Here is a 25,515-nt window from a genome sequence, read left to right as displayed (position 1 = left end):
GGCCGAAGTCCTAATGCATGTCGCCCCGGATTACGCAAAACGAAAGACCGACACGTGGGCCAAGCGAATCTGAAGATCGCGGCGCGATTAGCGCGATCTAGCGTTCGTTTCGATCAGCTTCACATTATTCTCGAGGCAGAGATTGCGGATCGACGGCGCCGGACAGTGATCGGTAATGAAGGTATGAACCTGAGAAAGCTGGCCGATCCTGACCGGTGCCGTGCGCTCGAACTTGGTCGAATCGGCAACCAGAATGACATGCCGGGCATTGGCGATGATCGCCTGGGCGACCTTCACCTCGCGAAAGTCATAGTCGAGAAGCGCGCCGTCCATATCGATCGCCGACGCGCCGATCACGGCATAATCGACCTTGAACTGGCGGATGAAATCGACTGCCGCTTCGCCGACGATGCCGCCGTCCGAACCGCGCACGACGCCACCGGCGATCACCACCTCGATCGCCGGCAGCAAGCGCAACCTGTTGGCGACATTTATATTATTGGTGATGACCATCAACTCGTGATGGTTGGCGAGCGCCTCGCCCACCGCCTCGGTCGTCGTTCCGATATTGATGAAGAGCGAGGCGCCGCTCGGGATCAGTTCGACCGCAGCCATGCCGATCGCCTGTTTCTCGGAAGCGGCGATCTGCCGGCGTGCCTCGTATTTGACGTTCTCGGTGCCGCTCGGGAATGTGGCGCCGCCATGGATGCGCGTCAGCACCTGCGCATCGCAGAGATCGTTCAAGTCCTTGCGGATCGTCTGCGGCGTCACCGAAAAGCGGGAAGCGAGCTCCTCGACCAGGACCCTGCCGCTCGATTTCGCTATTTCCACGATTTCAGTTTGCCGGTCGGTCAAGAACATGAGCAGGCACCTTTCGATCTGCTTTCGTTTTAAAGAAAGCGAACGCCTGCGCAATGCTTATCTGCTGATATCGCCTTCCATTTAAGTTCAGACTGACCACCCGAAAATTCTGGACCCGCAGCCTTTGAGAGGACACAAGGCGGATAACGACGGCCACCAGTTCGTTCTGGCAGCCTTCGCGGCAGCGCCTGACGCCTGTGCTGGCCGAGGAGCGCTAAGCAAACATATTGGGACCGATTTCCTCGCTGACCTCTATGATGACATCCGCGGGGACATTGTTCCTCCGGGCCGCGGCGAGAATGGCTTGCGTACTGGGCGCCTCGTAAAGGCAGTAAGTCTTTTTTCTGTCCGCGCTGAGGAACGAAAAAATCCACTTCACTCCTTCCTGATCGTTGATCAGGTTGATTTCCTCGACCCCCTCTTTTGATAGATCGAGCTGTTCTGCAAAGTTTCTTTCGATGATGTAGCGTGGCATGACGAGACCTTCCTCCCACCAAAGCAGCGAACTGTTGGTCCTAATGCATCGTTGGCTTCAGTCGCTGTTGCAGCCGGACCATTCCCAGTTCGGCCGCGGTTGACCGGGCATTCTCGGATAGCAACATTGCTCTCTTTATCGCGGCCCGGCTACCTATTTTCATTAGCAAGTCCGCATAATCTGCCTCTGTGTGCGCGAGCCACGGCCGCGAACCGATCGCCGCGTTCATTTCGAGCGCATGCTCAAAGTGCTCCGACGCTCTGTCGAATTCGCCCAGCGCCGCTGCCAACACTCCCAAATAGCGGCTGGCCGCGCCGAAGCAAACGGTTGCCATACCGATCGTGACGGTCATCTCCTTGTAGTCGAGCATAAGCTTATAGAGGGTTCTAGCAGCGTCCGTATCGGCGAGACCGGCAGCGACTTCTGTCAGGAACGAGAGGGATGCACTCCGCTTTCCGTCAAGCGGAAGGGCGAAGCGGGTGCGGGCAAGCTCGCTCAACCTTCTTTGAGCCGCATCCCGATAGCCCAGGTCAAAGGCAACCAACGCAAAACCCGGCAGCCAGGTAGTTTCGTCCGGGTGTTCCTCAATCAACAGTTTCATGACCGGTGCGACCTCCGAGAGGCGGCTCTGCTCCCGTCGGATCGCGAACATCTGCATGCCGTAAACGCCCTCGGGCGCAACGCCAAGGGTCTGCATGCCGAGCTTCAGCGCGTCTTCAGCAAACTCCTCCGCAGCCGCGAACCTTCCATCGAGTATGGCCATCATCGCTCTTGCGATGCGAGCGTAGAACTGGACGTTGAGATGCTGCCGCTTGGTACCAAGTTCGTCCAGCGCGTCAACCGCCCGATCGGCGCGTGCGCGATCGCCGAGTTCCGTCGAGACATAGGCGTCGACTGAAAGCGCTCGGCTTTGCACGTCGTCGTCATCGATCTCACCCGCGAGGCGTCTTATTTCATCTATGCGTGCGATCCGGTCGTTTCTCTCGCTAACGGACTTAACCGGTGCCGGCGTCAGGAATGGCAGTGCGGAGAGCTCCACAAGCGCAGTCTTATCGCCAACCCGCCGGGCCAGTTCTATCCCTTCTCCATGGCATTTTGCCGCGTTCTTGCTGTCGCTCAGGTAGGTGTATGCTCGCGCAAGGCGGCTGAGAAGCTGACACCGTGAACTTAGATCCGCAGGTTCAACCATCTCGAGGGCTTCCTCGAGAAGCGGCACCGTTTCGGCAAGCGAATTCGAGGAGAGGAATTTGGATCCGTCAAGACCAATCACCGCGCGAACAAAGGCCTGCGTGTCGGCCGCTTTGCGTGCCAATGGGGCGGCCAGCCTGTATTTCGCCAGCGAATCCGTCATGCGACCCGCAGCGAAAAGGGCGTCGCCGAGTTTTAGGATCGCGGTGAGCAGGTCCCTTTGCCGCTCAGCTCCTTCAGGCAGTTGCTCTGCGATTGCCAAGGCATTCTGGAAATGGTCGACCGCCTCGTAGTTGGCTGATCGTGCGAGGGCGCGTTCTCCAGCCTTCATCCAGTAGGGAAGCGCGAGCTCAATCCGCTGCGCTTTCTCGTAGTGCTGGGCGATGAGCTCGGGCTGGGTGGCAGCGACATCGTCATATTGTTCGACGAGCACCCTGGCGATCTTCTCGTGGAAATGGCGCCGGCGCCGGTTGAGGAGCGATTGGTAGGCCGCATCCTGAATCAGCGCATGTCGAAAAACGAGAGCGTCGTGCAAGACGCCGCCTTCGACGACGATCTGGCTGGACTCGAGCTGGTTCAGCGCTTTCTCCAGCGCCCGGTCGTCCAGGCCGGCTATCTTCGAAAGAAGGCCGCGATCGAATTCCCTGCCTATGACGGCGGCAATTTGCGCGATTTCCTTGGCCGTGGTCGACAAATGATCGAGACGAGTCATGAGGGAGCCTTGCAGACTGTCCGGGATCTCTGCGTCCAGCGATGACGGTTTTCCGCTCTCCACGACCGAGCGGGTCAACTCCTCGACGAACAGCGGCACTCCGTCCGTCCGCTCCGCAATCCTTTCGGCGAGCTGTTCGGGAATGTCGGACACCATGGACTCGATCAACTCGCGCATCTGCTGCCTGGTCAAGCGCCCAACGGAGAGCGTCGTCGCCTGCGCCAGTCCGCTTGCCCAGTTCGCGCTCCATTCCGGTCGGTGGGTCACAACGACAAGGGCGGCGGCGCCGTGAAGCCGGCTGACGAGTTCTCTCAGCACTTCGCTGGTGGACGGGTCCATCCAGTGCGCGTCCTCGCAAACCATGAGCACCGGTGCGATCCTGGCCGCAAGCAGCAGACGGTTCGCCAATGTGCGGACGAGAATTTCTTTGCGCTGGTGCGCGGAGAGATCAGGCGGCCTGAACTCGTCGCCGAGGTCGAGCGAAAGCAGCTCGGCGTAGATCGCGCCAACGTCGCAGGGGTTTTCGCCGTAGCGGCGAACAAGGGTGAGAAACTTTTCGACGCGCGTGTTCCGATCATCTGCCGGCGAAAACGACGCGAGCCGGCTCAGTCGCTCGACGATCGGGTAAAAGGCCGATGTCACGTGATAGGGCGAACATTGCAATCGGATGAGTTCATGCTGTGACCCTTGCAGACGTTCTTCGAAAGCCTCGATAAGGCGCGATTTCCCAATACCAGCCTCCCCCGACAGGAAGACCGCCTGGCCTTGCCCGGCTTTCGCTAACTCCCACCGTTCCAGCAGCAGGCCGATCTCACTGACGCGGCCGACAAATTTCGAAAGCCCGCTGGCATGCGCGGCTTCGAAACGGCTGTCCACCTCTCGCTGACCGCGGACTTCGAACAGCGCAATGGGCGAGGTGAAGCCTTTGAGCTCCTGCGTGCCGAGGCTCTCGATTTCGAACGACTGCCCAGCGAGGCGGCGGGTGCTGTCGGAGACCACGATCTGGCCTGGGGCGGCCGCGGCCTGCAGACGTGCGGCCAGGTTGGGAGTGTCTCCGGCGATCGATGCACGTTCCTTCGCGCTGCCGTCGGTGTCGCCAACGACCACGCGCCCGGATGCGATGCCGATGCGCGCCTTCAATTGTTGCGCGCTAGGAGACTGCAGGGCGTCGACGGCGGCCATCGCCTCGAGGCCGGCTCGAATTGAACGCTCTGCATGGTCCTCGTAGGCCATTGGCCATCCGAAATAGGCAAGCACGCCATCTCCGAGATATTTGGCGACGTAGCCTCCGAAGCGCGTGACTGCGCCGGCGACGCTATCCTGATAGCGGCGGGTCAGCTCGTGCATGTCTTCCGGGTCGAGCTGCGCGGACAGCGCTGTCGACCCGACCAGGTCGCAGAAGAGCACGCTGAGCAGTCGCCGGTCAGCCGCCGCTTCGGATTGGGCCTCGGTAACGGCCGGAGCAGGAGGCTGCTCGCCGGGACCTTGATGCGCAAGCCGGTCTATAGCAGCCAGAATAATCTTCCGGTGCCCAAGCGAGACGCCGAGCTCCTGGAGGTCAGATTCGGCAAGATGAGGGAGCGCTCTCAGATCGACGTCATTCCCGACGAAAGCGTCGGCGTACTTGCCGAGACCGAGTTGACCTAGCCAATCCTCAATCGTCTGCATCGACGTTGATCCCGCTCCACCGTTCTCAAAAAATACCACGAACGCCGTCGTCGTACCACGCTGTGGCGCAGGAGCTGTTCGTTTTGGCGGGGATCGAGGAGGTCGATGTAAAACGCGGTGAGCGTTGACGGGGCTGCGCCTTGATCCCATCTCTTTGCGCATGGCGAAAAACAAGAAGAATGACACTCCTGCACTGGTCGAAACGTGGGCGCTCCCGCCCGCGGCCACGCTAGGGTCTTCAGTGCGTGCCAAGGGAATCCTCTTGGAAATCCGTGCGCGCCTCCCCTCGCCCCTCCGAAAATCGCTCGACATCAGCGGGACGGTTTTCACGCTGACAATGCCTGAAAGCGCGAGGAGCGAGTTTCGTCATGCCTCGGCAGTCATTGCGAAATCGCTCCAAGGTGTCGAAAGCCTGCCGGTGATCCCGCGCGAAATCGAGGACATCCTGACGATCTCAACGACCGAGAGGCGTCGCTGGCTGCAGGACGGTCGCCTGCCCAGCGCGGGAACGCGTACGGTGAAGCTTCGAGGCCGCGCCAGGCAGATTACCTTCCACGTCTTCGAACCACGGATGGTCGAGGATCTGCTCGACCGAGGCGCTGTCGAAGAGTGGCGTGAAGAGGACACCGCGGCCGCCATGGAAAACAGGCGGAGGGCGGCCTACAAGGCGAAGCTGACGCGTTCGCTGAAGAGTGACAATAAGGCGGCTGCGGCATCGCAAGAACTCACCGAGGAAGCGTCCGCACAGCTACGGGGTTGGGATGAGTTTGGGCGGGACGGACTGCTCCGCTAGATCTGGGGTAAGACATGATCACCTTCCGGACCGATTTGTGTCTATCGCTTCCGCATCACGTTGACGACGAGCACGCCGAGGATTGCCATGACACCGCCGACCGCGCCCAGCACCGTCGGCGTCTCGCCGAGCCAGACGAACCCGATCAGCGTGGCGACCGGCGGAACGCCATAGAGGAAATTCGAAGCGCGGGCGGCTGACAGGCGCTTCAGCGCGATCGCCCAGGTGAGGTAGCCGATCGCCGTCGGGAAGATGACGAGATAGGCAACACCCCAGTTCACCTCAGCCGGTGCGGCGGCCATTGCATGGATCGTCGCTGGAACAGCCGGAAACAGCGGCACGGAACCGATCAGCAGGATCCAGGCGGTGACGGCAAGGGCCGGTAGCCGCCCGAGCAGCGGCTTCTGCAACACGCTGGCGATCGCCGAGCAGAGCGCTGCGCCAAGGATAAGGACGGCATTCGGATCGAGCTTGAAGCCGCCCTCGGAGGAAACCGCAATCAACGCTACGCCGCCGAAGGACACCGCGGTACCGGCCCAGCCCCAGCGTCCGAAGCGCTCGCCGAGCGCGAACGTGGCGATCAGGGCGGTGAAGACCGGCATGGTATTGATGATGAAGCTCGCCGGCCCGGCCGCAACGGTCTGCTCGCCGGTGTTCAACAGAACCGCATAGGCGGCGATGAAGAGCACGGCGGCGACGGAGAGGCGGAGGAAATCGCGCTTTTCCGGCATCGGCCGATAGAGGGCGAGATAGACCAGCGCGATGGCACCAGCGGCGACATAACGCGCCGTTGCCAGTTCGATCGGCGTCAGCGGCCCGAGACAGATGCGGATTACCACGAAGGACGATGCCCAGAAGAGGATGGTGACGACGATCGCCGCAAATGCCACCAGGTCGAACTTGCCTTGCTCTTTCGCCGAAACCGGTGCGCTTGCAGCCATGCTCATTTTCGCCTCCATATGTGATGAGCCAATGGATAGGCCTTCGATGCGTGCTTGAAAAGCATCGCAATCGATGATCAAATGTGCATATGGTTCACAGCTCGCAGGTTCTGCCGCCACTCGATACGCTCGAGACCTTTGCACGTGCCGCCCGTCTCGGCTCGTTTTCCGCCGCGGCCGAGGAAAGCGGCATCACTCATGGCGCGGTGTCGCGCCAGGTCTCCCGCCTCGAGCGCTGGATGGGGGTGCGCCTGTTTGCCCGCGAGGCCAGAGGCGTGCGCCTGACCCCGGAGGGCATGCGGTTTTTCGCGCGGGCGGAGGAAGCGCTTGCCCTGCTCGGCAATAGCGGCGAGCGCTGGCTGCCTCGGCGGAACAAGGCGGTGGTGCGTCTTTCGGTGACACCCTCCGTCGCCTCTTTGTGGCTGTTTCGGCGTCTGCCGAAGCTCGAAGGAAACGAGCTGCATGTCGAACTGACGCTCGAACACCGGCTGGCGGATTTCGGCGAAGGCACGGACCTTGCCATCCGCTGCGGCAAGGGGCCGTGGGCCGGCGTGCGCGCCCTGCCGCTCTGGCAGGAGAAGTCGTTTCCGATCGCCGCCCCGGCCCTGGCGGACCGGCTCGGCCCGCGCTCCGACGCCCTTTCGCTGCTCGATCTGCCGATCCTCCACGATTCGAATATCGAAGGCTGGCGCCGCTGGCTTGCCCGCGAGGGCGTCGACTATATCCCGCGCGGCCATGACCGGCGCTTCGAGGATTACAATCTGGTGATCGATGCCTGCGCGCAAGGGCTTGGCATCGCGCTTGCCCGGCCACCTCTATCGGACGCCGCACTTGCCGACGGGCGCGTCGTCGCCGTCTCGGACCGGACGCTCGATTATCACGTGGCCTTTCATCTGATCCGACCAGACGATGCGCTGAGAAGCCCCGCCATCGAATTTGCCAGCCGCTTCCTGCGCGAGGCCGGCCATGACGAGACAACGATCGCCACTTTTGTCGCACCCGGCCGGGCAAAAACATAAACGGAAGACCCTTCGTTACTCCGCCGGAAACTGCAGGCGCATTTCCTTCGCCAGTTCGAAACCGACGGTCCGATAGACCGGCTCGCCGGCCTCCGAGGCGTGGAGGACAGTGGTCGTGCAGCCGATCGATTTCAGATAGTCGGCCGCCCTGCCGGTCAGCGCCTGCGCGATGCCGCGCCGTCGGAAGGCGTCCGCGACATAGACGGACCAGATGTAACCATGCAGCTGCTGTTCTTCCCGGATGACTTCGGGAAACGGCGACTGGTGCAGCTGGCAGGATACGGAACCGGCGATTTCGCCTTCGACGATGGCAAGGAACGAAGTCAGACGTCGCTGCTCGCGGCCGCTGCTGATGAAAGACAAGATCCGTGCCACCGCATCTGGCCTGTAATGTTCCGGCGGCGTGCCGTAGCTGTCCCAAATCTTCAGATAGTGCCTCACCAGGATGTCGTCCTCGTCAGGCGTTGCCATGCGAATATTCATAATATCGTGACCGGCTGAGGCAAGTTGCGGCGTGAAAGGCCCTTCGGAGGAGTGGCGCCCCTGCCGCGCCGCAACGCGGCGGGGCGCCAAAAGGCATATCAATTGTCGGCCGTCAGCGTCATCGAGGCACTGCCGGCCGCGACGTTAAGGCCAAGCTGGCCGGTCAGGCTGACCGTCTGCAGATGGATCGAGCCGGAGGTGCCGCCAACCAGGAGATTGGCGCCAACACCGGCGCCGAGCGTCGCCTCGGCGGTGGCGCCGACATAGAGGCCGGCGAGCGATCCGCGATGATAACCGGCCGTCGGCGCAAACACGGCCCAGATCAACCGGCTGCGCGTGGTGAAACCGAGGTCGATGCCGAGTTTTCTCACTTCGCCGGTATAACGATCCGTAAGCTCGTTGCCGACGGTCGACTGGAAGATGCAATCGGCCTCCTTGGATGAACCGAGCACATAACCCGTGCCGCCGCCGATATCGCAGGTGAGGTAACCGATCTTCACGCCGTTGCGCAGGTCCGGCTCTTCATATGTCCTGGTGACCGGGTCGGCGGCATTGACCGCCGCCGCGCCGATGAGGCTCAATGATACCGCGGCAAACGCCGTCGCAAAAGTCTTCTTCATAAGTGTCTCCTTCTCAAATCGTGACGGGAGCAAAATACCCGGCTACTCGCCACCAGATTCGGCTACAGATAACGGACGGAACCACTAAACGATCCGGAACCGGCATCCTTTTCGCATCGCCTGTCGAAGCGCATGGGAGGGCACGAGCGACAAACATGCCTACGGTTCAGCCCCATTGGGACATTTCAAAGGCACTAATTCACGTCATCCGGTTATTTCATGATGTTGTCAGGAATGGTTGCCGGAAAGGCACGATTGCGATCGCCATCGTCTTTTCCGGACGAGCGCCCTGTTGCCGATTGCGATGATGACCGCGCAGGTTGCCATTCGGGGTCTACAGCTGTACTATTTGGAAGTATTCTCCCTGCAAGACTGTAACGGCGGGGGAAATGGCGTGATTGCTTTGCACTGCCGCAGAATGTCCGGTTGTTTTCCGGAATTCTCCTTCTGTTCGAACAGAAATAAAGTCTGAATTTCAGCGATATAATCAGGCGATAGCTTCGCAGGGACCGAACAATCGTACACCCACCGGTCTCTTTTGCAGATGGCGGGTATATTTATCGGGAGGGAAACATGCGCATACGCACGACAAACATCATGCTTGCGGGATGCCTTGCCATCTCTGGCTGCCAGTCCGGGCCGACATCACAGGCGGTCGCGGATCACAATTCCGAATTCGGCTGTATTGCCGGAACCGTCGGCGGCGCGATTGTCGGCGGTCTGATCGGCAGCACGATCGGGGCTGGAACCGGACAGGTGCTTGCTATTGGAGCCGGCATAGGCGGTGGCGGTTTCGTCGGCAATCGTCTGGCTTGCCGATAATGGGGGAAGGATATCAAACGATGAAGACCTTGGCTTTCGCGACGACACTTATCCTGTGCCAATGCCTTGGGGCAGCAGCACAACAACAGCAGCCCGGATCGATGTATCAGGGCCAGATGGACCGACTCGACGGCAATGCCAGCAAGACGGTCGATCGCTCCGAATACGAAACCTTCATGGGCACGGCATTCGGAAGTCTCGACAAGAACAAGGATGGCAGCCTTCAGTCCGATGAGACGGTTCAGATCCTGACCGTCGAGCAATTCTCCTTGACCGACGCCAACCACAATGGCGGCATCAGCCGAAGCGAATTCATGCAGCGGGTCATGGCGGATTTCGCGACAGCCGACCATGATCGTAACGGGAACCTCCAGTGAGGGCGGCGTCAAACCGGATGCGGCAATAAAGAAAAACCCGGCGATGTGCTCGCCGGGTTTTTATACTTATTCCATTCGCGCTATACTCTGCGCATAAAGCGCATGACGAGCGATACCACGAACAGCACCAGGAAAATGAAGAACAGAACCTGGGCAATAGAAGCTGAAGCCCCTGCTATACCGCCAAATCCGAGGACGCCGGCTATCAAGGCCACAACGAGAAACACCAGAGCGTAATAAAGCATCGCAATCTCCTTTTACGTTGCTGCGGAGATAACGGAGGCCGCCCCATTTGGTTCCCTGTCCCTCTCGGGCCCGGCGCATGCAACGCCGCATCGGCCCGGTTCAGCCGAAATAAAAAGCGCCGCTGAACATCCGGTCGCCTTCATTCGGCTCGGGGGGCTCGGCCGCCTCGAGATAGGCCTTGAGCGGCCCGGTCAGGACGAACCAGATGCTTGCCCCCAGCATGAAACAGGCTCCCGCCGGATCGTCGATGCGGGTGAAGAAGGGAAGGCAGGCAGAGCAAAACAGGACGATGATCCGCACCGACCACTCCGCCTCACGTTTGGCGATGGCGCGTGCTCTCAACGACTTGTATTCCCGGGCGCCGTAGCCGCCTCCGCTCGCCTTCATCACCGAAAGCAGTTTTCGCGCGGACGGCAGCGCCAGCATGATCAGCGCGGCAACACCGAGCGCGAAAGGCTTGCCGGCCAGGACCTGCCCGCTCGCGATCAGCAGAAAGGAAAGCACGACGAGATTCCACGTCGGCTCCAGCAGTTCCGGCGGTTGCCGCGTCCGAAGATGCCAGCTCCGCAACAAGCCCGCCGCGCCGTGCAGTAGCGGCTGATCGATATAGCGATTTATCCAGTCCATGCTGATGCGCCCGTCCCCGATTGCATGAAGAGGGCTCCGAACACCACGGAATTTGGTCATCATCGTGGCAATAGCCGCAGAATCCGCCCTTCGGGTGATGGAAGCGGCTCGCCAAGGCCTTGGATGCAACACTTAGCGCAGTATCTGCGCGACCTCCCAGACGTGGCCGGACGGATCCGCAAAGGCCGCCGTACGGCGGCCGCAGGGACGATCGACCGGTCCATTGAGCAGCGTCACGCCAAGCCTGCGCAGCTCCGCGCAGACTGCATAAACATCGTCGACCTTGATCGTCAGCAGGACCGCGACTGCCCTCGCCGGATGCCGACGGTTTCGACATGCCGCACGAAAATAATCGTCAGCTCCTAAGACCCGGCGCCTCGTGGCCGGTGCGCGCCACATATTCCGTATAGCCGCCGCCATATTGATGGATGCCCTCAGGCGTCAGCTCCAGCACCCGATTGGAAAGTGCGGCGAGGAAATGCCGGTCATGCGAGACGAACAGCATGGTGCCCTCATATTGCGACAGCGCCTTGATCAGCATCTCCTTGGTGTCGAGGTCGAGATGGTTCGTCGGCTCGTCGAGCACCAAGAGGTTCGGCGGGTCGAACAGCATCATTGCCATGACCAGCCGCGCCTTCTCGCCGCCCGACAACACGCGGCACCGCTTCTCGACGTCGTCGCCGGAAAAGCCGAAACATCCGGCAAGCGCCCGCAAAGGCCCCTGCCCCGCCTGGGGAAACCGGTCTTCCAGGGATTGGAAGACGGTGTGCTCGCCATCGAGAATATCCATGGCGTGCTGGGCGAAATAGCCCATCTTGACGCTGGCACCGAGCGCGACGCTGCCTTCATCTGGCTCGGCGGTACCGGTCACCAGTTTCAGCAGTGTCGACTTGCCGGCGCCGTTGATGCCCATGATGCACCAGCGTTCCCGCCGCCGCACCATGAAATCAAGCCCTTCATAGATGCTTCGGCTACCGTATTTCTTGTGTACGTTCTTCAAGCTGACCACGTCCTCGCCGGATCGCGGCGCCGACTGGAATTCGAAAGCGACCGACTGCCGGCGCTTGGGCGGCTCCACCCGGTCGATCTTTTCCAGTTTCTTGACGCGGCTCTGCACCTGCGAGGCATGCGAGGCGCGCGCCTTGAACCGCTCGATGAACTTGATTTCCTTGGCGAGCATCGCCTGCTGACGCTCGAACTGGGCCTGCTGCTGCTTTTCGTTCTGCGCCCGCTGCTGCTCGTAGAATTCGTAATCGCCCGAATAGGTCGTCAATGTGCCGCCGTCGATCTCGATGATCTTGGTGATGATCCGGTTCATGAACTCGCGGTCGTGCGAGGTCATCAGCAGCGCGCCTTCGTATCCCTTCAGGAACTCTTCCAGCCAGATCAGGCTTTCGAGATCCAGATGGTTGCTCGGCTCGTCGAGCAGCATGACGTCGGGTCGCGCCAACAGGATGCGGGCGAGCGCCACGCGCATCTTCCAGCCGCCCGACAGCGCACCGACGTCGCCGTCCATCATCTCCTGGCTGAAGCTTAAGCCCGCGAGCACTTCGCGGGCGCGGCCTTCGAGCGCATAGCCGTCAAGCTCCTCATAGCGCGCCTGCACCTCGCCATAACGCTCGATGATCTTATCCATGTCGTCGGCCTGCTCGGGATCGGCCATGGCGGCCTCCAGCTCGCGTAACTCGCCGGCAACGATGCTGACCGGACCGGCGCCGTTCATCACCTCGGCGACGGCACTGTGCCCCGCCATCTCGCCGACGTCCTGGTTGAAATAGCCGATGGTAACGCCCTTCTCGCAGGACACCTGCCCCTCATCGGGCTGTTCCTCACCGTTGATCATCCTGAAGATCGTCGTTTTGCCGGCGCCATTCGGGCCGACGAGACCGATCTTCTCGCCTCTGTTGAGGGCTGCCGATGCCTCGATGAAGAGGATCCGGTGGCTGAGCTGTTTGCTGATATTCTCGATACGAATCATGATGTGCTGGGCCCAGGGGGAAAGTTTTTTCGGCGCCCTTATGCCACGCATGGAAATGACGGGATAGACCCGTTCGAACCCTCTCGATCTGTCGAGCCGGATTGGCTAAGATCGTGGCCTTCGCCGAAGGGAATTCGTGCCAATGAGCGTTCGTCCGCCGCAACCCTCAGACAATCCCAGCAGGATAGAAACGGCTTCAACGTCCTCGAATACGAGCTGATGGCCGAACGTGCCGATGCGCTCGGGCGTCACGGGCTGAAGGTGGAAGCGGCGCTTGCAGCGCTGAAGGCTTGGGCCGCCGAGCGCCAGAGTGCCGAGGAACACGAGAGGCTGCTCAATGCAGCCTCCGATGCCGTCTGGGCATTCTTCATCCAGCGCGAGATCTGCGGGCTGCGCAACAATCGCGATGCCATTCAGCGCTACGGAATCCCGAATGAAGTGCTCGCAAGATTGGGTGCGATCAGGAAATAGCGTCCGCCCAACAACATGATCACACCACCGCGCGCTCCACCTATTGAGTGGAAATCCCTGGTGCGGAAAGGTATGGCTTGGTACCGAACCAGCGCGAAAGGGAATTGCGATGCCAACCTTAATCCGGATCGGCAATCAGGATCTCACCGTCGACATCTCTCCCCTTGGCGCCGAGATGCAGTCGCTTACGTCAAGCGACGGACGCTCCTGGCTGTGGACGGGCGATGCAGCCTTCTGGACCGGGCGGTCGCCGATCCTGTTTCCGATCGTCGGCAAGGCTCCGGATGACAAGATCGCGATCGACGGCGCGGTCTACCCGATGGCCCAGCATGGTTTTGCCCGCCGGAGCGAGTTTAGACTTGCAGCATCCACGGCAACGATGTGCCGGCACCAGCTGGTCGCCTCCGAAGCCACGAGAGCAGTGTATCCATTCGATTTTCAGCTGACCTTGGAGCATGCGGTCGAGGGCCGCATTTTGACGGTGACGGCAGAGGTTACCAATCGCGACAGCAAGGCGATGCCGTTCGGGCTGGGCTTCCATCCGGCTTTCGCCTGGCCGTTGCCCGGTGCCGCCGGGCAGGCCCATACGGTTACACTCGACAATCAAGGCGAGCCGGAGCTCGTACGGCTGGAGGGTGGCCTGATCAACCCTGCGTCGCTGCCCTCGCCGTTCAATGCCGGCCGGCTGATGCTGGATCATGCGATGTTCGAGCAGGATGCGATGATCTTCCCGCAAGGTGCCGGCGAAGGGCTGCGTTACGGCGCCGAAAGCGGACCGAGCTTGCTATTTGGCTTCAAGAACCTGCCCAACCTTGCCTTGTGGACCAAACCGGGTGCGCCGTTCATCTGCATCGAGCCTTGGCATGGAACGGCTGCGGAGGGCGGAGGTTCGACCGAACTGTCGAAACGTCCCTCCACGACCATCCTGGCGCCGGGCGGCGTGGCAAGCTTCGCCTTCACGGTCGAGATTCCGTAACAGGCCGTCACAAAGAGCCCTCCTTCGGGCGAAGGAGGGCTTTCCCTGTCATGCTTCTGCGCTCGTTGGGAAACAATGCGGAGGCCGACCTTCAGTGGGCGCCGGCGCCTGCACCTGCGCGTGGCTTCTGGGCGAAGAGCAAGGCAATGGCAGCAATGGCAAGCACCGTGCCGATAACGGCGAAGGTATCGCTGAAGCCCATAATTAGGGCCTGGCGTTTGACGATCTGCCCGAGCGCCACCACAGCTTTCTGCGTTGCGACCGCATGGTCGGAGACGCCGTGCGACATGAAGTAGCCGGTCACCTGGTCGAGGCGGTTGCGGACTTCATCGCGGCCGAGCGTTATCGACTGGCCGATGATGTTGGAGTGGAACTGCTCGCGCTTGGTCAGAACCGTGCCGAGCGTTGCCGTGCCGACCGCCCCGCCGAGATTGCGCAGCATGTTGGTCAGGCCCGAAGCGGCGGCCGCGTCGGCGGCTGCGATGCCGGCGGTGGTGATAGCGGTGATCGGCGTTAGCACCAGCGCCTGGCCGATCGCGCGAACGATGTTCGGGATCCAGAACTGGTCGCCGGCGGTATCGGCCGAAAGCATGACGTTCATGAAGCAGCTGATCGCGAAGATCGAGATACCGAGAAAACCGATGTAACGCGCATCGAAGCGTTTCATCATCATCGGCACGAGTGGGATGAGCAGCAGTTGCGGCAGACCGGTCCAGGCCAGCACGTTGCCGATCTGCTCGGCATTGTAGCGCTGCACCTGGCCGAGATATTGCGGCAGGATGTAGACGCTGCCGAAGAGAGCGACGCCGACAAGCACGTTGACCGCAACACCAATGCCGAAGTTGCGCTGCCTCAGCAGGCTGAGCTTGACCAGCGGCTTCTTGACGGTGAGCTCGATCCAGATGAAGGCGGCGAGGAAGACGAAGGCGACGATACTCAGCTTGACGATGAAGGGCGAGGAGAACCAGTCCTCCTTGTTGCCTTCTTCAAGCACCGTCTGCAGTGCCGAAAGACCGATCGCCATGGTGAAGATACCGGCCCAATCGCCTTCCCTCAGCAGACCAAGCTGCATCGGCTGCTTGTCGAGCGTCAGGGCGAGCGCCACCACCATGATCGCGCTCGGGACGGCATTGATGAAGAAAATCGTCTGCCAGCCATAGTTTTCGGTGAGATAACCGCCGATGGTCGGGCCGATCGCCGGTGCGAAGGTGACCGAAAGCGCGAAGATAGCGAGGCCGAGCGGCTGCTGCGATTTCGGCAGCTTGGTCAGAACCATGGTGAAAGCCATCGGGATCAGTACACCGCCGGCAAAGCCCTGCAGGCCGCGTAGCACGATCATCGTGCCGAGATCATGGGCGAAGGCACAGGCGATGGAGAACAGCGGGAAAAGCACGGAGTTGACGAGGATATAACGGCGGAACGAGAAAACACCGCTGAAATAGGCAGTCAGCGGAATGACGACGATTTCGCCGATCAAGTAGGAGGTGGAGATCCAGGCGCCGTTGTCGACGCCCGTTCCGATGCCACCCTCGATGTCGAGGAGGGACGCATTGGTGATCTGGATGTTGAGGATCGCCATGAAGGCGCCGATCATGCCGGCGAGAACGGCGATCCATTCCCGGGTGCTGGCGCGCGGCTGCGATATGGCTAAGGTTGTTGCTGCGATGGTGGACATGACACGAACTCCTCGCTCCCGGCCTAGCTGCGGTCGTTCTTGGTATCGATGCTCGGTTGGACGGACATGCCGGGGCGCAGGTCGCCACTCATGGCGGCGTCGCCGTCGAGCACGATTTTGACCGGGATGCGCTGGACGACCTTGGTGAAGTTGCCGGTGGCGTTATCGGGCGGCAGCAGGGCAAATTCCTGGCCGCTTGCCGGAGCGAGGCTGTCGACCCGGCCGCGATAGGTACGGCCCGGGAAGGTATCGACCTCGATCTCCACGGGCTGGCCGGCACGGACGTCGGTGAGCTGCGTTTCCTTATAGTTGGCAATCACATAGACCGCGCTCGTCGGCACGACCGCCATGAGTTGGGTTCCGGCCTGAACATACTGGCCGACACGCAGCGTCCGGTTGCCGACCGTGCCGTCGACGGGTGCTGTGATCGTTGCATAGGAGAGGTTCAGCTCGGCTTGATGCTGCACGGCCTGGCTGCGGGCAAGCGCAGCCTTCGCCTGGGCAAGCTCGGCGTTCAAGAGATCGACCTGCTTGACGGCGGCGTCGAGCGAAGCGCTGTCGCGAACGATCGTTGCCTGGGCGGCGGCAATCTGCGAAGCGGCCTGCTGCGCCGTCTGGACCGGGGCGTAGCCGCTGGTGGCCAGGTTCGAATAACGCTTGTTGTTTTGCTCGGCGAAAGTTTCGTTCGCGCGGTCGACGTCAACCGTCGCGCGGGCGGCGGCGATTGCCGACTGCTGGATATCAAGCGAAGCCTGCTTGGCGTTGAGCGTTGCCTCGGCCGCGGCGACATCGGCGCTTGCCTGATCGAGAGCGGCCTTGAAGTCGCGGTCGTCGATGCGCGCAAGCGGCTGACCAGCCTTGACCAGCTGATTATCGCTGACGAGCACTTCGGCGAGATAGCCCGAAACCTTCGGTGCGACGGTCGTATTGTCGGCCTTCACATAGGCATCGTCGGTCGAGATGTGAAAGCGGCCGACTGTCCAGTAGTCGTGGCCGTAATAGGCGCCTGCAGCGATCAGGACGACAGCCGTTGCGCCCAGCAGCAATCCCCGGCCACGGCGCTTGCGAACGGCAGGCTCCGATACGACGACGGCCTCAGTGATGCGGGGCGCGTTGCCGGCGTCAAGGGTTGCGGGTGCGGCTTCCGCCGTGATTTCCGAGGCAGGCGCGTTGTTGTTCAGAGCCTGCAGGGTTTTGATGGACATTGTCTCTCTCCTGGGAGTGGTCGCTGTCGCTATCGGCCGCGGCCTTTGAATTCGAATGGAATGCAATTTAGGAAACTTGATGTTTTCCAAAATATGTATTAGAAAATGGATGTCAACGAGAATTTGGAAAATTGTCATGGTCCAAAATCACGAAATCGAGAAGAGGCCCCGAGGCCGACCGCAAATCCGCTGCGACGACGATACGAGAAACGTCATCATCGAGGCGGCGAACAGGCAGTTTCATGAGAGCGGCTATGCCGCGGCAAGCATCGCTGCAATCGCACAAGACGCAGGGGTTTCGACCAAGACGCTCTACCGCCTGTTTCCAACGAAGGCGGACCTCTTTTCCGAGATGGTCACGGAGCGGACCGGACGCTTCCTCATGGCGCTTGACCCCGGGACGCTCGCCGTAGCGGATCTCAGGCAGGGGCTGGAACGTATGCTGACGGCCTATGGCATGCTGGCACTGTCACTGGATACGATCACCGTCACCCGGCTCGTCATCAGTGAGTCCGACCGCTTTCCGGAGATCGCCAATAGCTTTTATGAGAAGGCTATCGTCAGGACCAACACGCTGATGGAGGACTGGCTGCGCAGGCAGATCGAGCGTGGACTGATAACACTCAACGATCCGCATGCGGCCTGCGGCATGCTGCGCGGCATGATGATCATGGAGCCGCAGCGCGCCGCGATGCTGCGCCAGGAGCCGCCGCCGAAGATCGATGCGATCGCGGCACGGGCGAAGATGTGCACCGATCTATTTTTGAAGGGTTGCGCGCTCTGAAGTACCGCTTGGACTTCAGAGCGCGCCGATTTCCGCTGGCGCAGGGCGGCGATCCGGGCGCCCTCAGTTCGGCGGGGCGCCCAGCGCATGCAGGATGCCGCGCAGTTCGGCAAGGCCGCGCATGCGGCCGATCGCCGGATAGCCGGGGGTGACTGTTTTGTCGAGATCGTCGAGCATGCGATGGCCGTGGTCCGAGCGGAAGACGATGGTGTCCTCGGCACTGCGGCGCTTATCTTCCGCCACCAACTCCCGGAGCACCGCAACCATGTCGACGTCGCCTTCGAGATGCGCGCTTTCATGGAAGGTCCGGCCGTCGCCCTCGCGGGTCGTGGCACGCAGATGGGCGAAGTGTATGCGCGAAGCAAAGCGGCGGGCGATCGCCGGCAGGTCGTTCTCAGCGCGCACGCCGAGACTGCCGGTGCAGTAACACATGCCGTTCGCCGGTGACGGCACCGCATCGAAGAGAGCGGCATAATCATCGCTCGTCGAAGCGATGCGGGGAAGGCCGAACAGCGAACGCGGCGGATCATCCGGATGCAGCGTCAGCTTGACGCCGCGGGCTTCGGCAGCCGGCGTCACCGCCTCCAGGAATTCGATCAGATGCCGGCGCAGCCGGGCGGCGTCGATGCCGCTATAGGCGACCAGCTTTTCCCGGAAGGCCGGAATGGTGAGGGGCTCGGTGGTCGAACCAGGCAGAGCCGAGGTGATGATACGGGTGATCTCGGCGATCTCCGCCTCCGACATCGCCTCGAAGACGACACGGGCCCGTTCGCGATCTTCCGCGGAATATTGCTGGCCCGCATCCGGCCGCTCCAGGACGAAGAGGTCGAAGGCCGCGAAGCGCTCGTGATCGAAGCGCATGGCGGTGGCACCAGTCGGCGTCACGAAGTCGAGTTCGGTGCGGGTCCAGTCCACCACCGGCATGAAATTGTAGCAGACGATCGGAATGCCGCAGGCGGCCACCGCTTCGAGGCTGGCGATCCACGCCTCGATTTCGCCCCTCGCCTCGCCGCCCTTGCGTTTGACGGCATCGGGAATCGGAATGCTCTCGACCACCGACCAGACGAGCGGCGAACGGTCGCCTGGCGTCGTCTCAATCAGCGATTGGCGCTCGCGCACTTCCTTTTCCGTCCAGGCCCTGCCGATCGGCACCTGGTGCAGCGAAGAGACGATATTGGTCGCGCCCGTCTGGCGGACATCATCCAGCGTTACCGGCGCTTCCGGCCCGAACCATCTCCAACCTTGCCGCATGCTTCTTCCTTCCCTTGCATTTTGTTTCGTGTCTGGATCTGCCGTCAGCAGAAATAATCGGGGTAACGCGAGCGCAGCTCGTCGACGTCGGGAATGACGGCGCTCAGGTGGTGGATCATCGCATCACGTGCAGCCGCAGCATCGTGGGCGGCGAGCGCATCGCGGATGATCAGATGTTCATGCACCACATTGTCCATTCGTCCGAGCACCGGCAGCGTCAGCCGTCGCGCCCGGTCAATCTGCACCTTGACCGTCTTCAGGATCACCCAGATGCCGGGATAACCCGATATCTGCGCGATTGCTTCGTGAAAGGCCTCGTCCTCCTCATGGAAGCTCGAAGCATTGCCGGTCGCGGCATGCGACCGCTGCCGGGCGATGATGGCATCGAGACGGGCGATATCGGCAGCGGTGGCGTTCAGAGCAGCCGTCTCGACGGTTGTGCCTTCGAGTGCCTTGCGCACGACGACGGCTTCGGGAATCGCCGAAACCGGAACCCGCGATACGACAGTACCCGACTGCGGATAGATATCGACCAGCCCGCCTTCGGAAAGTCTGAGCAGTGCCTCTCGGACCGGTGTGCGGCTGACGCCGAAATCCTCGGCGATGCGCTTTTCCTGCAGCGGCATGCCAGGCGGCATCCGCAGCGAGACGATATTGGCATGCAGCCGCTCATAAATGGCGCCGGCCGTGGTGACCCGGCGCAGCCTTCCGCCGATTTCTTGCGGCGGGACGACCAAAACTTCGGTTTCTGACGCCTGCGGCATACCCATACCAGGACGGTGAGACTGTTTGCATACTAGTATACCAGTTGTCTTGCCTTGCCAACCGAGGTGATGGGTCCCTTCCCTCAATACACTGTTTTTTTGGAACTTAGATCGGCCGAGTTGGTTGAAATCCCCAAGGAGACCCTCATGAAAAACCCAGCACGACGCAAGACAAAGGAAAAGCTAGGCGACGCCCGGCCGGAATTTTCATCTGTCGCGAGGGCGCGCGGACGGGAGAAAGCCCGGCCAGACGCAAACGAAACCGACAGGCATAGCGGCGGATTGCCGGCAACCACCCGCGAGGAGGAAATTCGGAAAAGGGCATATTCCCTCTGGGAAAATGAAGGCAGGCCGGAAGGCCGGCACCGGCATCATTGGACCCTGGCGGAACATGAACTCGACGCCCATGAACTCGACGCCCATGAACTCGACGCCCATGAACTCGATGTACAGGCCGAAATCGATAATCGGCCAAATCTTGCGGCACTGCGGGAGGCGTTGCGCGAACATACCGATGCGTTCCTCGTCAAAACGGATCTCGAGGATGCCGATCAACGCGAAGCCTCCCCCGGCACGCGCGAGCAGAGTTGAACGTCCGCCTCGAGCCAATTTCAGGAAAGGTCCCGACATGACCGACAAACAGAATTTGAACGCCGGATTCACCGGAAAACCGGCTGAGCAGCCAGAGGGTTTAACCAAAGCCGCGAAGTCGGCCGCCGATGGGGTGAAGCGTGAGGCTTACGCCGTCGCCTACGGCGTCAGGGATCATCCGCATACCGCCAGCGCCCTGTTGCTCGGCACCGGCATTCTGGCATTCGGCCTCGGCTACCTCCTCGGTCGATCATCGACCGAAAATATGACAGGCCGATATTGGCGATAGCACTTTGACAACGGCGAGGTCATATAAGCTGGCCGTATAGCCGCGACCACGCATCATTTCTGTCCGTGCTTCGTAGCGCCTTCAATGCAATCAGCGATATTGCGCGAATATGTATGCCGACCAAACCTTCGGCCCACTGCACCTCAGACGTGTTTACTGCTGTAGCTGGCCTTTATGTCGGATTCCGACATTTCATAGAACCGCCTCCGCCCATGGAGGCCTGTTGCTGGAACACCACGAGGCTTAAAGCCATAGATTGCACGCAATCCCCGGCTTGACAGGCGTGACCGCGATCCTTAGCGAAACGGCATCAGCATGGTCAGGATCGGCAAGTGAAATACCTCAGACAACTGAAGATAGCAGTGCTCTATCCTGAAAATGGGACGGGAAGCACACTCGATCGGAACAACCGCATTGCGGTCTTTCTCTTTGCCGTGCTTCCCGGACTTTCGCCGAACTTCAACTCGTTCATCCTTCTCGGATCGATGGTGTGGGGCCTCTACTGTCTGGCGATGGGCCGGCTTTCCCTGAGCCTGTCGAAATCCGACCGGCTGGTTGCCACTGGCATGTCGGTCTACCCGCTGGTGATGATCGCCAGCATATTCGTCAATCCGCCCTACTCCGAAGAACTGGACTGGATATTCCGGCTGCTGCCTTTCTTTGCGGTCTGGCTGGTTTTGCCGCGGATGCGCCAGTCTCCCAATGGCAGCCTCGTGCCACTGTTTATTCTCGGCGCAGGGATCGGCATGATCGTTACCTTTCTTTTCAGTCTGCTCCAGATCATGTTTCTGATGGAGAGGGCAGAGGCCGGGACTTCGAACGCCGCACTACTGGGCGTCATAGGCGTTCTTTTCGGTGGCATCGCGCTTCTCAACGTTCAATCACCCAAAAGTGTCGAGCAAAGAATTGCCATATTGGGATATGCCGCCGGTCTGGGCTGCGTCCTGCTGTCGGGAACGCGCTCGGCCTGGCTGGTCATACCCATTCATATCGTTATTTTCCTCTGGTATTTTCGCAAACACAGCTTCCATCTGAGTTTGCGCAGCCTCGCCATCACCGGGTCTTTGCTGTTTGCGGGACTTATCGCCCTCGGCAGCGGCCAAATCCTTCATCGTATCGAGGCGCTGCAGGAGAATATGGCGTCGCTCGAACGCAGCGACGGCGAGGTCACGTCGCTCAGCGCACGATTCGCACTGTACAAAGGCGCAGTATCGGCGATCAGCAAGGACCCGTTGACGGGTTATGGCCCGCAAAACCGGATGGCTTCGGTATTGGCAGAGCTGCCCGAAAGCATAAGGCCGCAACTGACCTATTCGCATGTCCACAACGGTTTTCTGACCGCGGGGATCGATGCCGGCATTTTCGGCATTGCAGCGCTGTCGCTGATGCTCGCGACGCCGGTGATGGGCGCTTGGAGAAAGGAAGCCGGACCCGGCCGGGATCTGGCCATTGCGCTCGCGCTTCTGCTCGTCAGCAGCTACGTCATCACCGGCAGCTTCGGCATTATGTTCAATCAGAAGGCCCTGGATCCGATCTTCGCTTATCTGGTAGCTCTTATTTGCGTGGATCGCGGCAGCACAGGCTTTGTGCCCGTCGTTCGAAACTAGAGCGGTACAGGTTTCACGGAAGCGCCGAACCGCTCCAACCTTTGTTTCAATGCAATCCCGGACGGAAAGCCGCTTCGCACTTTTCCTGCAATTGCTTCGATGCCTTCGGAAGGGGTGCAGCTGTACTGGGATGACGACTTGCATAGAGCGAAAGCGCGCTGCAGGACGCAAGCCTGACGCAGGCGCGCTTTGACGTCTGCGCTTCTCAGGCGGCCGTATTGGTTTCGGCGCCGGTGAAAGCCAAATCCGAAACCTCACCCGTCGACGAATAGCCAGAAACGAGCTCGGCCAACGTCATACGTGCAGCAACCATGTCGTTCCGATCCAATGCCGCGTTGAGCGAGTTGAGCTTTTTCAAAAGCTCCGGCCAGAAAAGGAAATCCTCACGCGCCTTCATGATCCGGGGATGTTCAGTTGTTTCCGGATTATCCCCGATCAGCAGTTCTTCATAAAGCTTCTCGCCAGGCCTGAGGCCGGTAACGGAAAGCTCGATATCCCCTTCCGGATTATCCTCGTCACGGACGGCCAATCCGGACAGCTCCACCATTTTGCGGGCAAGATCGGCAATGCGAACGGGTTCTCCCATATCGAGCAGGAAGACATCGCCGCCCTCACCCATCGCGCCGGCCTGGATGACCAGCTGCGAGGCTTCCGAAATGGTCATGAAATAGCGGGTGATTTCGCGATGTGTCAGCGTAACGGGGCCGCCTTCCTTGATCTGCTGCCTGAAAAGCGGCACGACGGATCCGGAGGAGCCGAGGACGTTTCCGAAGCGGACCATGGAAAAATTCGTCCGCATTCTGTCGGTCGTCGATTCTGCGGCGAGCGCCTGCAGAACCATCTCCGCCAGCCTCTTGCTGGCACCCATCACATTTGTCGGACGCACGGCCTTGTCCGTACTGATCAGCACGAAATTCGAGACGCCGTATTTCTGCGCCGCGCGAGCCGCAACAAGCGTACCCATGACGTTGTTCTTGATGCCCTCCACGGCATTATGCTCGACGAGCGGCACATGCTTGTAGGCAGCGGCATGATAGAGGGTCTGCGGTCGCCAGCTCCGGATGATATGCTCCATTCGATCCTGATCGCGAACGGAACAGAGGATCGGGACGATCTGCAGATTTTCATGCTCGTAGAGTTCGGCCAGCTTCCGCAATTCGGCATCGATATTATAGAGCGCAAACTCGTTCTGATCGAGCAGGATCAGGCTGGAAGGCGCGTTGCGCAGGATCTGTCGGCATAACTCGCCGCCGATTGAGCCGCCGGCGCCGGTGACCATCACCACCTTGTTGCGCATTGCTTTGTCGAGCAATTCCTGCCGCGGCGCGACCGCTTCCCTCCCCAGCAGGTCTTCGATCTCCAGCTCACGAATGTCGGAAACAGTGACACGTCCCTGAGCAAGCGCCGTGAGATCAGGCAATGTGCGAACATTCACCCTGGCTTTGCGGATATGCTCCAGGATTTCGTTGCGACGCTGCCGGGATGCAGACGGAAGAGCAAGAAGCACATTGTGCACGCCAAGCGTTTCGGCCAGCTCCGGAAGATCCGAGGGGTCATAGATCGGCAAGCCACCCATGACGCCGCCCTTGAGGCGCGGATCATCATCCAGATAGCCGACGACGTTGAGTTCGGCGCTGTTCGTCAGGGCGGCCGCCAGTTGCCGCCCGGCCTTGCCGGCCCCGTAGATCAGCACCTTCGCAAGCATATTCTTGTGAAGGATGCGCTGGTAGGCATCTCCGAGCCAGTAGCGGATACCCAGCCGCGACAGCCCGATCCCGATCAAAAGCAGGAAAGGCTGGAGAATGCCGACGGTTCTCGGAACGCCTGGGACGCTGAGAGCCGTGAATATCGCCATGAAGGCGAGGCCGTAGATCGCAATCGCCTTTAAGACAGTGATGAAAGCGGCCAGATTGGCATAACGGAAGATCGCCCGATACATGCCCATGACGATGAAGATGGGAAGCGCCATGCACAGCGAAACGAAAACCGGCAACCACTGCACGCCGGTCAGCACCGTCCATTCATTCAGCCGGAAGCAATAGGCCAGCCAGATCGTCAGAACACAAAAGCTGGAATCCACCAGCAAAGCCAGAGCGCGTTTGGCAACCCGCGGCATCGCCAGCAATGGGGCAACGAGCGCCTGCAACGGCACCAACAACCATCGTGAGCGCGATGTCTCAGAGGGAGAATTTTCAGGCATTGCTTACCAGCGTCTCGCAGATCAACAGACAACCACCTTCTTGTCGCTTTCTGCAATGAGCGCAACTGAAATAATCGGAAATCAAGGTCTTCCGCACCGCTTATCTATCAGAAGTAGGTAGCTTAATGCCGTATTCCCTTGCGGCGGATTACCTTCTCTGCGGTCAAAAAGAGGATACGCATGTCGAAGCCGAATGAACGCCGCTCGAGATATTCGATGTCGAATTTCACCTTCTCCGGAACAGGCAACTCGTCGCGGCCGTTGATCTGCGCCCACCCGGTCAAACCGGGCAGGAGTTTGTCGACCCCATAAGCCGTTCGCAACTTTATCAGATCATCCTGATTGTAGAGTGCCGGCCGTGGGCCGACGAAACTCATCGTGCCCCCCAGAATGCACCAGAGCTGCGGCAGTTCGTCGAGGCTCGATTTACGCAGAAACGACCCGATGGGTGTCAAAAACCGATCCGGATTTTCGAGCAGATGCGTGGCGACCGTTGGCGTGTCGACGCGCATGCTGCGGAATTTCGGCATCAGGAAGATCCGGTTGAAACGGCCCACACGTCGTGACCAATAGAGGATCGGTCCCGGCGAGGTCAGGCGAACACAAAGAGCAACGATAAGGATCGGAACGAGCAGGATCACCGATGCAATCAAAGCCAGGAAAAAATCCACCGCCCGTTTCAAACCCATGTTCGCAGCTCTTCCTTGCTCACCGGCGGTTACCCGCTCTTGCGCTATCGCCTTGCCGTATCGTCAAAAAACGTTTCGCGTCAACTGCGAGACATCGTGATTCCTCCATGGCCGACCGGGTTGATGATTGATCGGTAACTGGAGCAGATCTGGTGGCAGAAGGGATTCCTGTTTTTTGTGAATCATGATTCACTTCCTTTATG

The 25,515-nt window shown here is 60.5% G+C and carries 25 protein-coding genes and 2 pseudogenes; 10 read left to right on the top strand and 17 right to left on the bottom strand.

Going from position 1 to position 25,515, the window contains the following annotated elements; genetic code table 11:
• Positions 1–87: 87 nt before the first annotated feature.
• The 3 genes from ATY29_RS17140 to ATY29_RS17130 form a co-directional block, all read right to left on the bottom strand.
• Positions 88–861, bottom strand: a complete 774-nt coding sequence (locus ATY29_RS17140) for a DeoR/GlpR family DNA-binding transcription regulator (RefSeq protein ID WP_003571822.1) — start codon at positions 859–861, stop codon at positions 88–90.
• Between the two features lie 214 nt (positions 862–1,075).
• Positions 1,076–1,336 carry a DUF4242 domain-containing protein gene (locus ATY29_RS17135; RefSeq protein WP_003571824.1) on the bottom strand — a complete coding sequence of 87 codons (261 nt, stop codon included), beginning with the start codon at positions 1,334–1,336 and terminating at the stop codon, positions 1,076–1,078.
• Between the two features lie 40 nt (positions 1,337–1,376).
• Positions 1,377–4,904 carry an ATP-binding protein gene (locus tag ATY29_RS17130; protein ID WP_025418083.1) on the bottom strand — a complete coding sequence of 1,176 codons (3,528 nt, stop codon included), beginning with the start codon at positions 4,902–4,904 and terminating at the stop codon, positions 1,377–1,379.
• A 160-nt stretch (positions 4,905–5,064) separates the two neighbouring features.
• On the opposite strand from ATY29_RS17130, the gene ATY29_RS17125 reads away from it, so the two are divergent.
• Positions 5,065–5,697 carry a hypothetical protein gene (locus tag ATY29_RS17125; RefSeq protein ID WP_025418082.1) on the top strand — a complete coding sequence of 211 codons (633 nt, stop codon included), beginning with the start codon at positions 5,065–5,067 and terminating at the stop codon, positions 5,695–5,697.
• 41 nt (positions 5,698–5,738) lie between these two features.
• Here ATY29_RS17125 and ATY29_RS17120 read toward each other — a convergent pair whose 3' ends face one another.
• Positions 5,739–6,656, bottom strand: a complete 918-nt coding sequence (locus ATY29_RS17120) for a DMT family transporter (RefSeq protein ID WP_025418081.1) — start codon at positions 6,654–6,656, stop codon at positions 5,739–5,741.
• Positions 6,657–6,727: 71 nt separating this feature from the next.
• Here ATY29_RS17120 and ATY29_RS17115 point away from each other — a divergent pair, with 71 nt between their 5' ends.
• Positions 6,728–7,657 (top strand): LysR family transcriptional regulator, encoded by a 930-nt coding sequence (locus ATY29_RS17115; protein ID WP_003571829.1) that lies wholly within the window; start codon positions 6,728–6,730, stop codon positions 7,655–7,657.
• A 15-nt stretch (positions 7,658–7,672) separates the two neighbouring features.
• Here ATY29_RS17115 and ATY29_RS17110 read toward each other — a convergent pair whose 3' ends face one another.
• Complete coding sequence (locus ATY29_RS17110; RefSeq protein ID WP_097537015.1) at positions 7,673–8,140, bottom strand: GNAT family N-acetyltransferase; 468 nt, start codon at positions 8,138–8,140, stop codon at positions 7,673–7,675.
• A 98-nt stretch (positions 8,141–8,238) separates the two neighbouring features.
• Positions 8,239–8,760, bottom strand: a complete 522-nt coding sequence (locus ATY29_RS17105; protein ID WP_003571833.1) for a DUF992 domain-containing protein — start codon at positions 8,758–8,760, stop codon at positions 8,239–8,241.
• A gap of 573 nt (positions 8,761–9,333) precedes the next feature.
• Here ATY29_RS17105 and ATY29_RS17100 point away from each other — a divergent pair.
• Positions 9,334–9,582, top strand: coding sequence for a YMGG-like glycine zipper-containing protein (locus ATY29_RS17100; protein ID WP_003571837.1), 249 nt, complete (start codon positions 9,334–9,336; stop codon positions 9,580–9,582).
• 20 nt (positions 9,583–9,602) lie between these two features.
• Positions 9,603–9,959 carry an EF-hand domain-containing protein gene (locus ATY29_RS17095; protein ID WP_003571838.1) on the top strand — a complete coding sequence of 119 codons (357 nt, stop codon included), beginning with the start codon at positions 9,603–9,605 and terminating at the stop codon, positions 9,957–9,959.
• A gap of 80 nt (positions 9,960–10,039) precedes the next feature.
• Here ATY29_RS17095 and ATY29_RS17090 read toward each other — a convergent pair whose 3' ends face one another.
• The 4 genes and pseudogenes from ATY29_RS17090 to ATY29_RS17075 all read right to left on the bottom strand — a co-directional run bounded on the left by ATY29_RS17090 (position 10,040) and on the right by ATY29_RS17075 (position 12,810).
• A complete protein-coding gene (locus ATY29_RS17090; RefSeq protein ID WP_003571841.1) occupies positions 10,040–10,204 on the bottom strand; it encodes a DUF1328 domain-containing protein in 165 nt (54 codons plus the stop codon).
• A gap of 100 nt (positions 10,205–10,304) precedes the next feature.
• A complete protein-coding gene (locus tag ATY29_RS17085; RefSeq protein WP_003571842.1) occupies positions 10,305–10,895 on the bottom strand; it encodes a hypothetical protein in 591 nt (196 codons plus the stop codon).
• 69 nt (positions 10,896–10,964) lie between these two features.
• Positions 10,965–11,154 (bottom strand): annotated as a pseudogene (locus tag ATY29_RS17080) (VOC family protein); the annotation flags it as partial.
• 33 nt (positions 11,155–11,187) lie between these two features.
• Entirely contained in the window at positions 11,188–12,810 is a 1,623-nt protein-coding gene (locus ATY29_RS17075) for an ABC-F family ATP-binding cassette domain-containing protein (RefSeq protein WP_025418077.1), read from the bottom strand.
• A gap of 142 nt (positions 12,811–12,952) precedes the next feature.
• Here ATY29_RS17075 and ATY29_RS17070 point away from each other — a divergent pair.
• Together ATY29_RS17070 and ATY29_RS17065 are read left to right on the top strand one after the other, a co-directional pair.
• Positions 12,953–13,281, top strand: a pseudogene (locus ATY29_RS17070) (DUF6665 family protein).
• A 109-nt stretch (positions 13,282–13,390) separates the two neighbouring features.
• Positions 13,391–14,257: an aldose 1-epimerase family protein gene (locus ATY29_RS17065; RefSeq protein ID WP_097537014.1), complete on the top strand. Its 867-nt coding sequence runs from the start codon at positions 13,391–13,393 to the stop codon at positions 14,255–14,257.
• 91 nt (positions 14,258–14,348) lie between these two features.
• Here ATY29_RS17065 and ATY29_RS17060 read toward each other — a convergent pair whose 3' ends face one another.
• Both ATY29_RS17060 and ATY29_RS17055 read right to left on the bottom strand, forming a co-directional pair.
• A complete protein-coding gene (locus ATY29_RS17060; protein ID WP_097537013.1) occupies positions 14,349–15,932 on the bottom strand; it encodes a DHA2 family efflux MFS transporter permease subunit in 1,584 nt (527 codons plus the stop codon).
• A gap of 23 nt (positions 15,933–15,955) precedes the next feature.
• Positions 15,956–17,137 (bottom strand): HlyD family secretion protein, encoded by a 1,182-nt coding sequence (locus tag ATY29_RS17055; RefSeq protein ID WP_097537012.1) that lies wholly within the window; start codon positions 17,135–17,137, stop codon positions 15,956–15,958.
• Positions 17,138–17,273: 136 nt separating this feature from the next.
• On the opposite strand from ATY29_RS17055, the gene ATY29_RS17050 reads away from it, so the two are divergent.
• Positions 17,274–17,921: a TetR/AcrR family transcriptional regulator gene (locus ATY29_RS17050; RefSeq protein WP_003571849.1), complete on the top strand. Its 648-nt coding sequence runs from the start codon at positions 17,274–17,276 to the stop codon at positions 17,919–17,921.
• A 63-nt stretch (positions 17,922–17,984) separates the two neighbouring features.
• Here the strand turns inward: ATY29_RS17050 and uxuA are convergent, their stop codons facing one another.
• Positions 17,985–19,172 (bottom strand): mannonate dehydratase, encoded by a 1,188-nt coding sequence (uxuA, locus tag ATY29_RS17045; RefSeq protein WP_097537011.1) that lies wholly within the window; start codon positions 19,170–19,172, stop codon positions 17,985–17,987.
• 44 nt (positions 19,173–19,216) lie between these two features.
• Positions 19,217–19,936, bottom strand: coding sequence for a GntR family transcriptional regulator (locus tag ATY29_RS17040; RefSeq protein WP_097537055.1), 720 nt, complete (start codon positions 19,934–19,936; stop codon positions 19,217–19,219).
• Between the two features lie 147 nt (positions 19,937–20,083).
• Here ATY29_RS17040 and ATY29_RS17035 point away from each other — a divergent pair, with 147 nt between their 5' ends.
• The 3 genes from ATY29_RS17035 (at position 20,084) to ATY29_RS17025 (ending at position 22,423) form a co-directional block, all read left to right on the top strand.
• The gene (locus ATY29_RS17035; protein ID WP_097537010.1) at positions 20,084–20,527 is read left to right on the top strand and encodes a DUF2934 domain-containing protein; all 444 of its coding nucleotides are present in this window, start codon (positions 20,084–20,086) and stop codon (positions 20,525–20,527) included.
• 37 nt (positions 20,528–20,564) lie between these two features.
• The gene (locus ATY29_RS17030; protein WP_003571853.1) at positions 20,565–20,816 is read left to right on the top strand and encodes a hypothetical protein; all 252 of its coding nucleotides are present in this window, start codon (positions 20,565–20,567) and stop codon (positions 20,814–20,816) included.
• A 332-nt stretch (positions 20,817–21,148) separates the two neighbouring features.
• Positions 21,149–22,423 (top strand): O-antigen ligase family protein, encoded by a 1,275-nt coding sequence (locus tag ATY29_RS17025; RefSeq protein WP_097537009.1) that lies wholly within the window; start codon positions 21,149–21,151, stop codon positions 22,421–22,423.
• A gap of 205 nt (positions 22,424–22,628) precedes the next feature.
• Here ATY29_RS17025 and ATY29_RS17020 read toward each other — a convergent pair whose 3' ends face one another.
• The 3 genes from ATY29_RS17020 to ATY29_RS37315 all read right to left on the bottom strand — a co-directional run.
• The gene (locus tag ATY29_RS17020; protein WP_097537008.1) at positions 22,629–24,623 is read right to left on the bottom strand and encodes a polysaccharide biosynthesis protein; all 1,995 of its coding nucleotides are present in this window, start codon (positions 24,621–24,623) and stop codon (positions 22,629–22,631) included.
• Positions 24,624–24,745: 122 nt separating this feature from the next.
• Positions 24,746–25,312, bottom strand: coding sequence for a sugar transferase (locus ATY29_RS17015; RefSeq protein WP_097537007.1), 567 nt, complete (start codon positions 25,310–25,312; stop codon positions 24,746–24,748).
• A 19-nt stretch (positions 25,313–25,331) separates the two neighbouring features.
• The coding region (locus tag ATY29_RS37315) for a hypothetical protein (protein ID WP_207797760.1) at positions 25,332–25,515 on the bottom strand (184 nt) is incomplete at its 5' end.

It is taken from the genome of Rhizobium hidalgonense (genome assembly GCF_002914525.1).
GTDB lineage: Bacteria > Pseudomonadota > Alphaproteobacteria > Rhizobiales > Rhizobiaceae > Rhizobium > Rhizobium hidalgonense.
The sequence above is the reverse complement of the archived record's forward strand: the minus strand, read 5'-3'. Positions and strand labels throughout refer to the sequence as shown.

Excerpts from the sequence above, each read along its gene's own strand:
- ATY29_RS17140 (WP_003571822.1), bottom strand. The coding sequence starts at position 861 with ATGTTCTTGACCGACCGGCAAACTGAAATCGTGGAAATAGCGAAATCG.
- ATY29_RS17135 (WP_003571824.1), bottom strand. The coding sequence starts at position 1,336 with ATGCCACGCTACATCATCGAAAGAAACTTTGCAGAACAGCTCGATCTA.
- ATY29_RS17130 (WP_025418083.1), bottom strand. The coding sequence starts at position 4,904 with ATGCAGACGATTGAGGATTGGCTAGGTCAACTCGGTCTCGGCAAGTAC.
- ATY29_RS17125 (WP_025418082.1), top strand. The coding sequence starts at position 5,065 with ATGGCGAAAAACAAGAAGAATGACACTCCTGCACTGGTCGAAACGTGG.
- ATY29_RS17120 (WP_025418081.1), bottom strand. The coding sequence starts at position 6,656 with ATGGAGGCGAAAATGAGCATGGCTGCAAGCGCACCGGTTTCGGCGAAA.
- ATY29_RS17115 (WP_003571829.1), top strand. The coding sequence starts at position 6,728 with ATGGTTCACAGCTCGCAGGTTCTGCCGCCACTCGATACGCTCGAGACC.
- ATY29_RS17110 (WP_097537015.1), bottom strand. The coding sequence starts at position 8,140 with ATGAATATTCGCATGGCAACGCCTGACGAGGACGACATCCTGGTGAGG.
- ATY29_RS17105 (WP_003571833.1), bottom strand. The coding sequence starts at position 8,760 with ATGAAGAAGACTTTTGCGACGGCGTTTGCCGCGGTATCATTGAGCCTC.
- ATY29_RS17100 (WP_003571837.1), top strand. The coding sequence starts at position 9,334 with ATGCGCATACGCACGACAAACATCATGCTTGCGGGATGCCTTGCCATC.
- ATY29_RS17095 (WP_003571838.1), top strand. The coding sequence starts at position 9,603 with ATGAAGACCTTGGCTTTCGCGACGACACTTATCCTGTGCCAATGCCTT.
- ATY29_RS17090 (WP_003571841.1), bottom strand. The coding sequence starts at position 10,204 with ATGCTTTATTACGCTCTGGTGTTTCTCGTTGTGGCCTTGATAGCCGGC.
- ATY29_RS17085 (WP_003571842.1), bottom strand. The coding sequence starts at position 10,895 with ATGATGACCAAATTCCGTGGTGTTCGGAGCCCTCTTCATGCAATCGGG.
- ATY29_RS17075 (WP_025418077.1), bottom strand. The coding sequence starts at position 12,810 with ATGATTCGTATCGAGAATATCAGCAAACAGCTCAGCCACCGGATCCTC.
- ATY29_RS17065 (WP_097537014.1), top strand. The coding sequence starts at position 13,391 with ATGCCAACCTTAATCCGGATCGGCAATCAGGATCTCACCGTCGACATC.
- ATY29_RS17060 (WP_097537013.1), bottom strand. The coding sequence starts at position 15,932 with ATGTCCACCATCGCAGCAACAACCTTAGCCATATCGCAGCCGCGCGCC.
- ATY29_RS17055 (WP_097537012.1), bottom strand. The coding sequence starts at position 17,137 with ATGTCCATCAAAACCCTGCAGGCTCTGAACAACAACGCGCCTGCCTCG.
- ATY29_RS17050 (WP_003571849.1), top strand. The coding sequence starts at position 17,274 with ATGGTCCAAAATCACGAAATCGAGAAGAGGCCCCGAGGCCGACCGCAA.
- uxuA (WP_097537011.1), bottom strand. The coding sequence starts at position 19,172 with ATGCGGCAAGGTTGGAGATGGTTCGGGCCGGAAGCGCCGGTAACGCTG.
- ATY29_RS17040 (WP_097537055.1), bottom strand. The coding sequence starts at position 19,936 with ATGCCGCAGGCGTCAGAAACCGAAGTTTTGGTCGTCCCGCCGCAAGAA.
- ATY29_RS17035 (WP_097537010.1), top strand. The coding sequence starts at position 20,084 with ATGAAAAACCCAGCACGACGCAAGACAAAGGAAAAGCTAGGCGACGCC.
- ATY29_RS17030 (WP_003571853.1), top strand. The coding sequence starts at position 20,565 with ATGACCGACAAACAGAATTTGAACGCCGGATTCACCGGAAAACCGGCT.
- ATY29_RS17020 (WP_097537008.1), bottom strand. The coding sequence starts at position 24,623 with ATGCCTGAAAATTCTCCCTCTGAGACATCGCGCTCACGATGGTTGTTG.
- ATY29_RS17015 (WP_097537007.1), bottom strand. The coding sequence starts at position 25,312 with ATGGGTTTGAAACGGGCGGTGGATTTTTTCCTGGCTTTGATTGCATCG.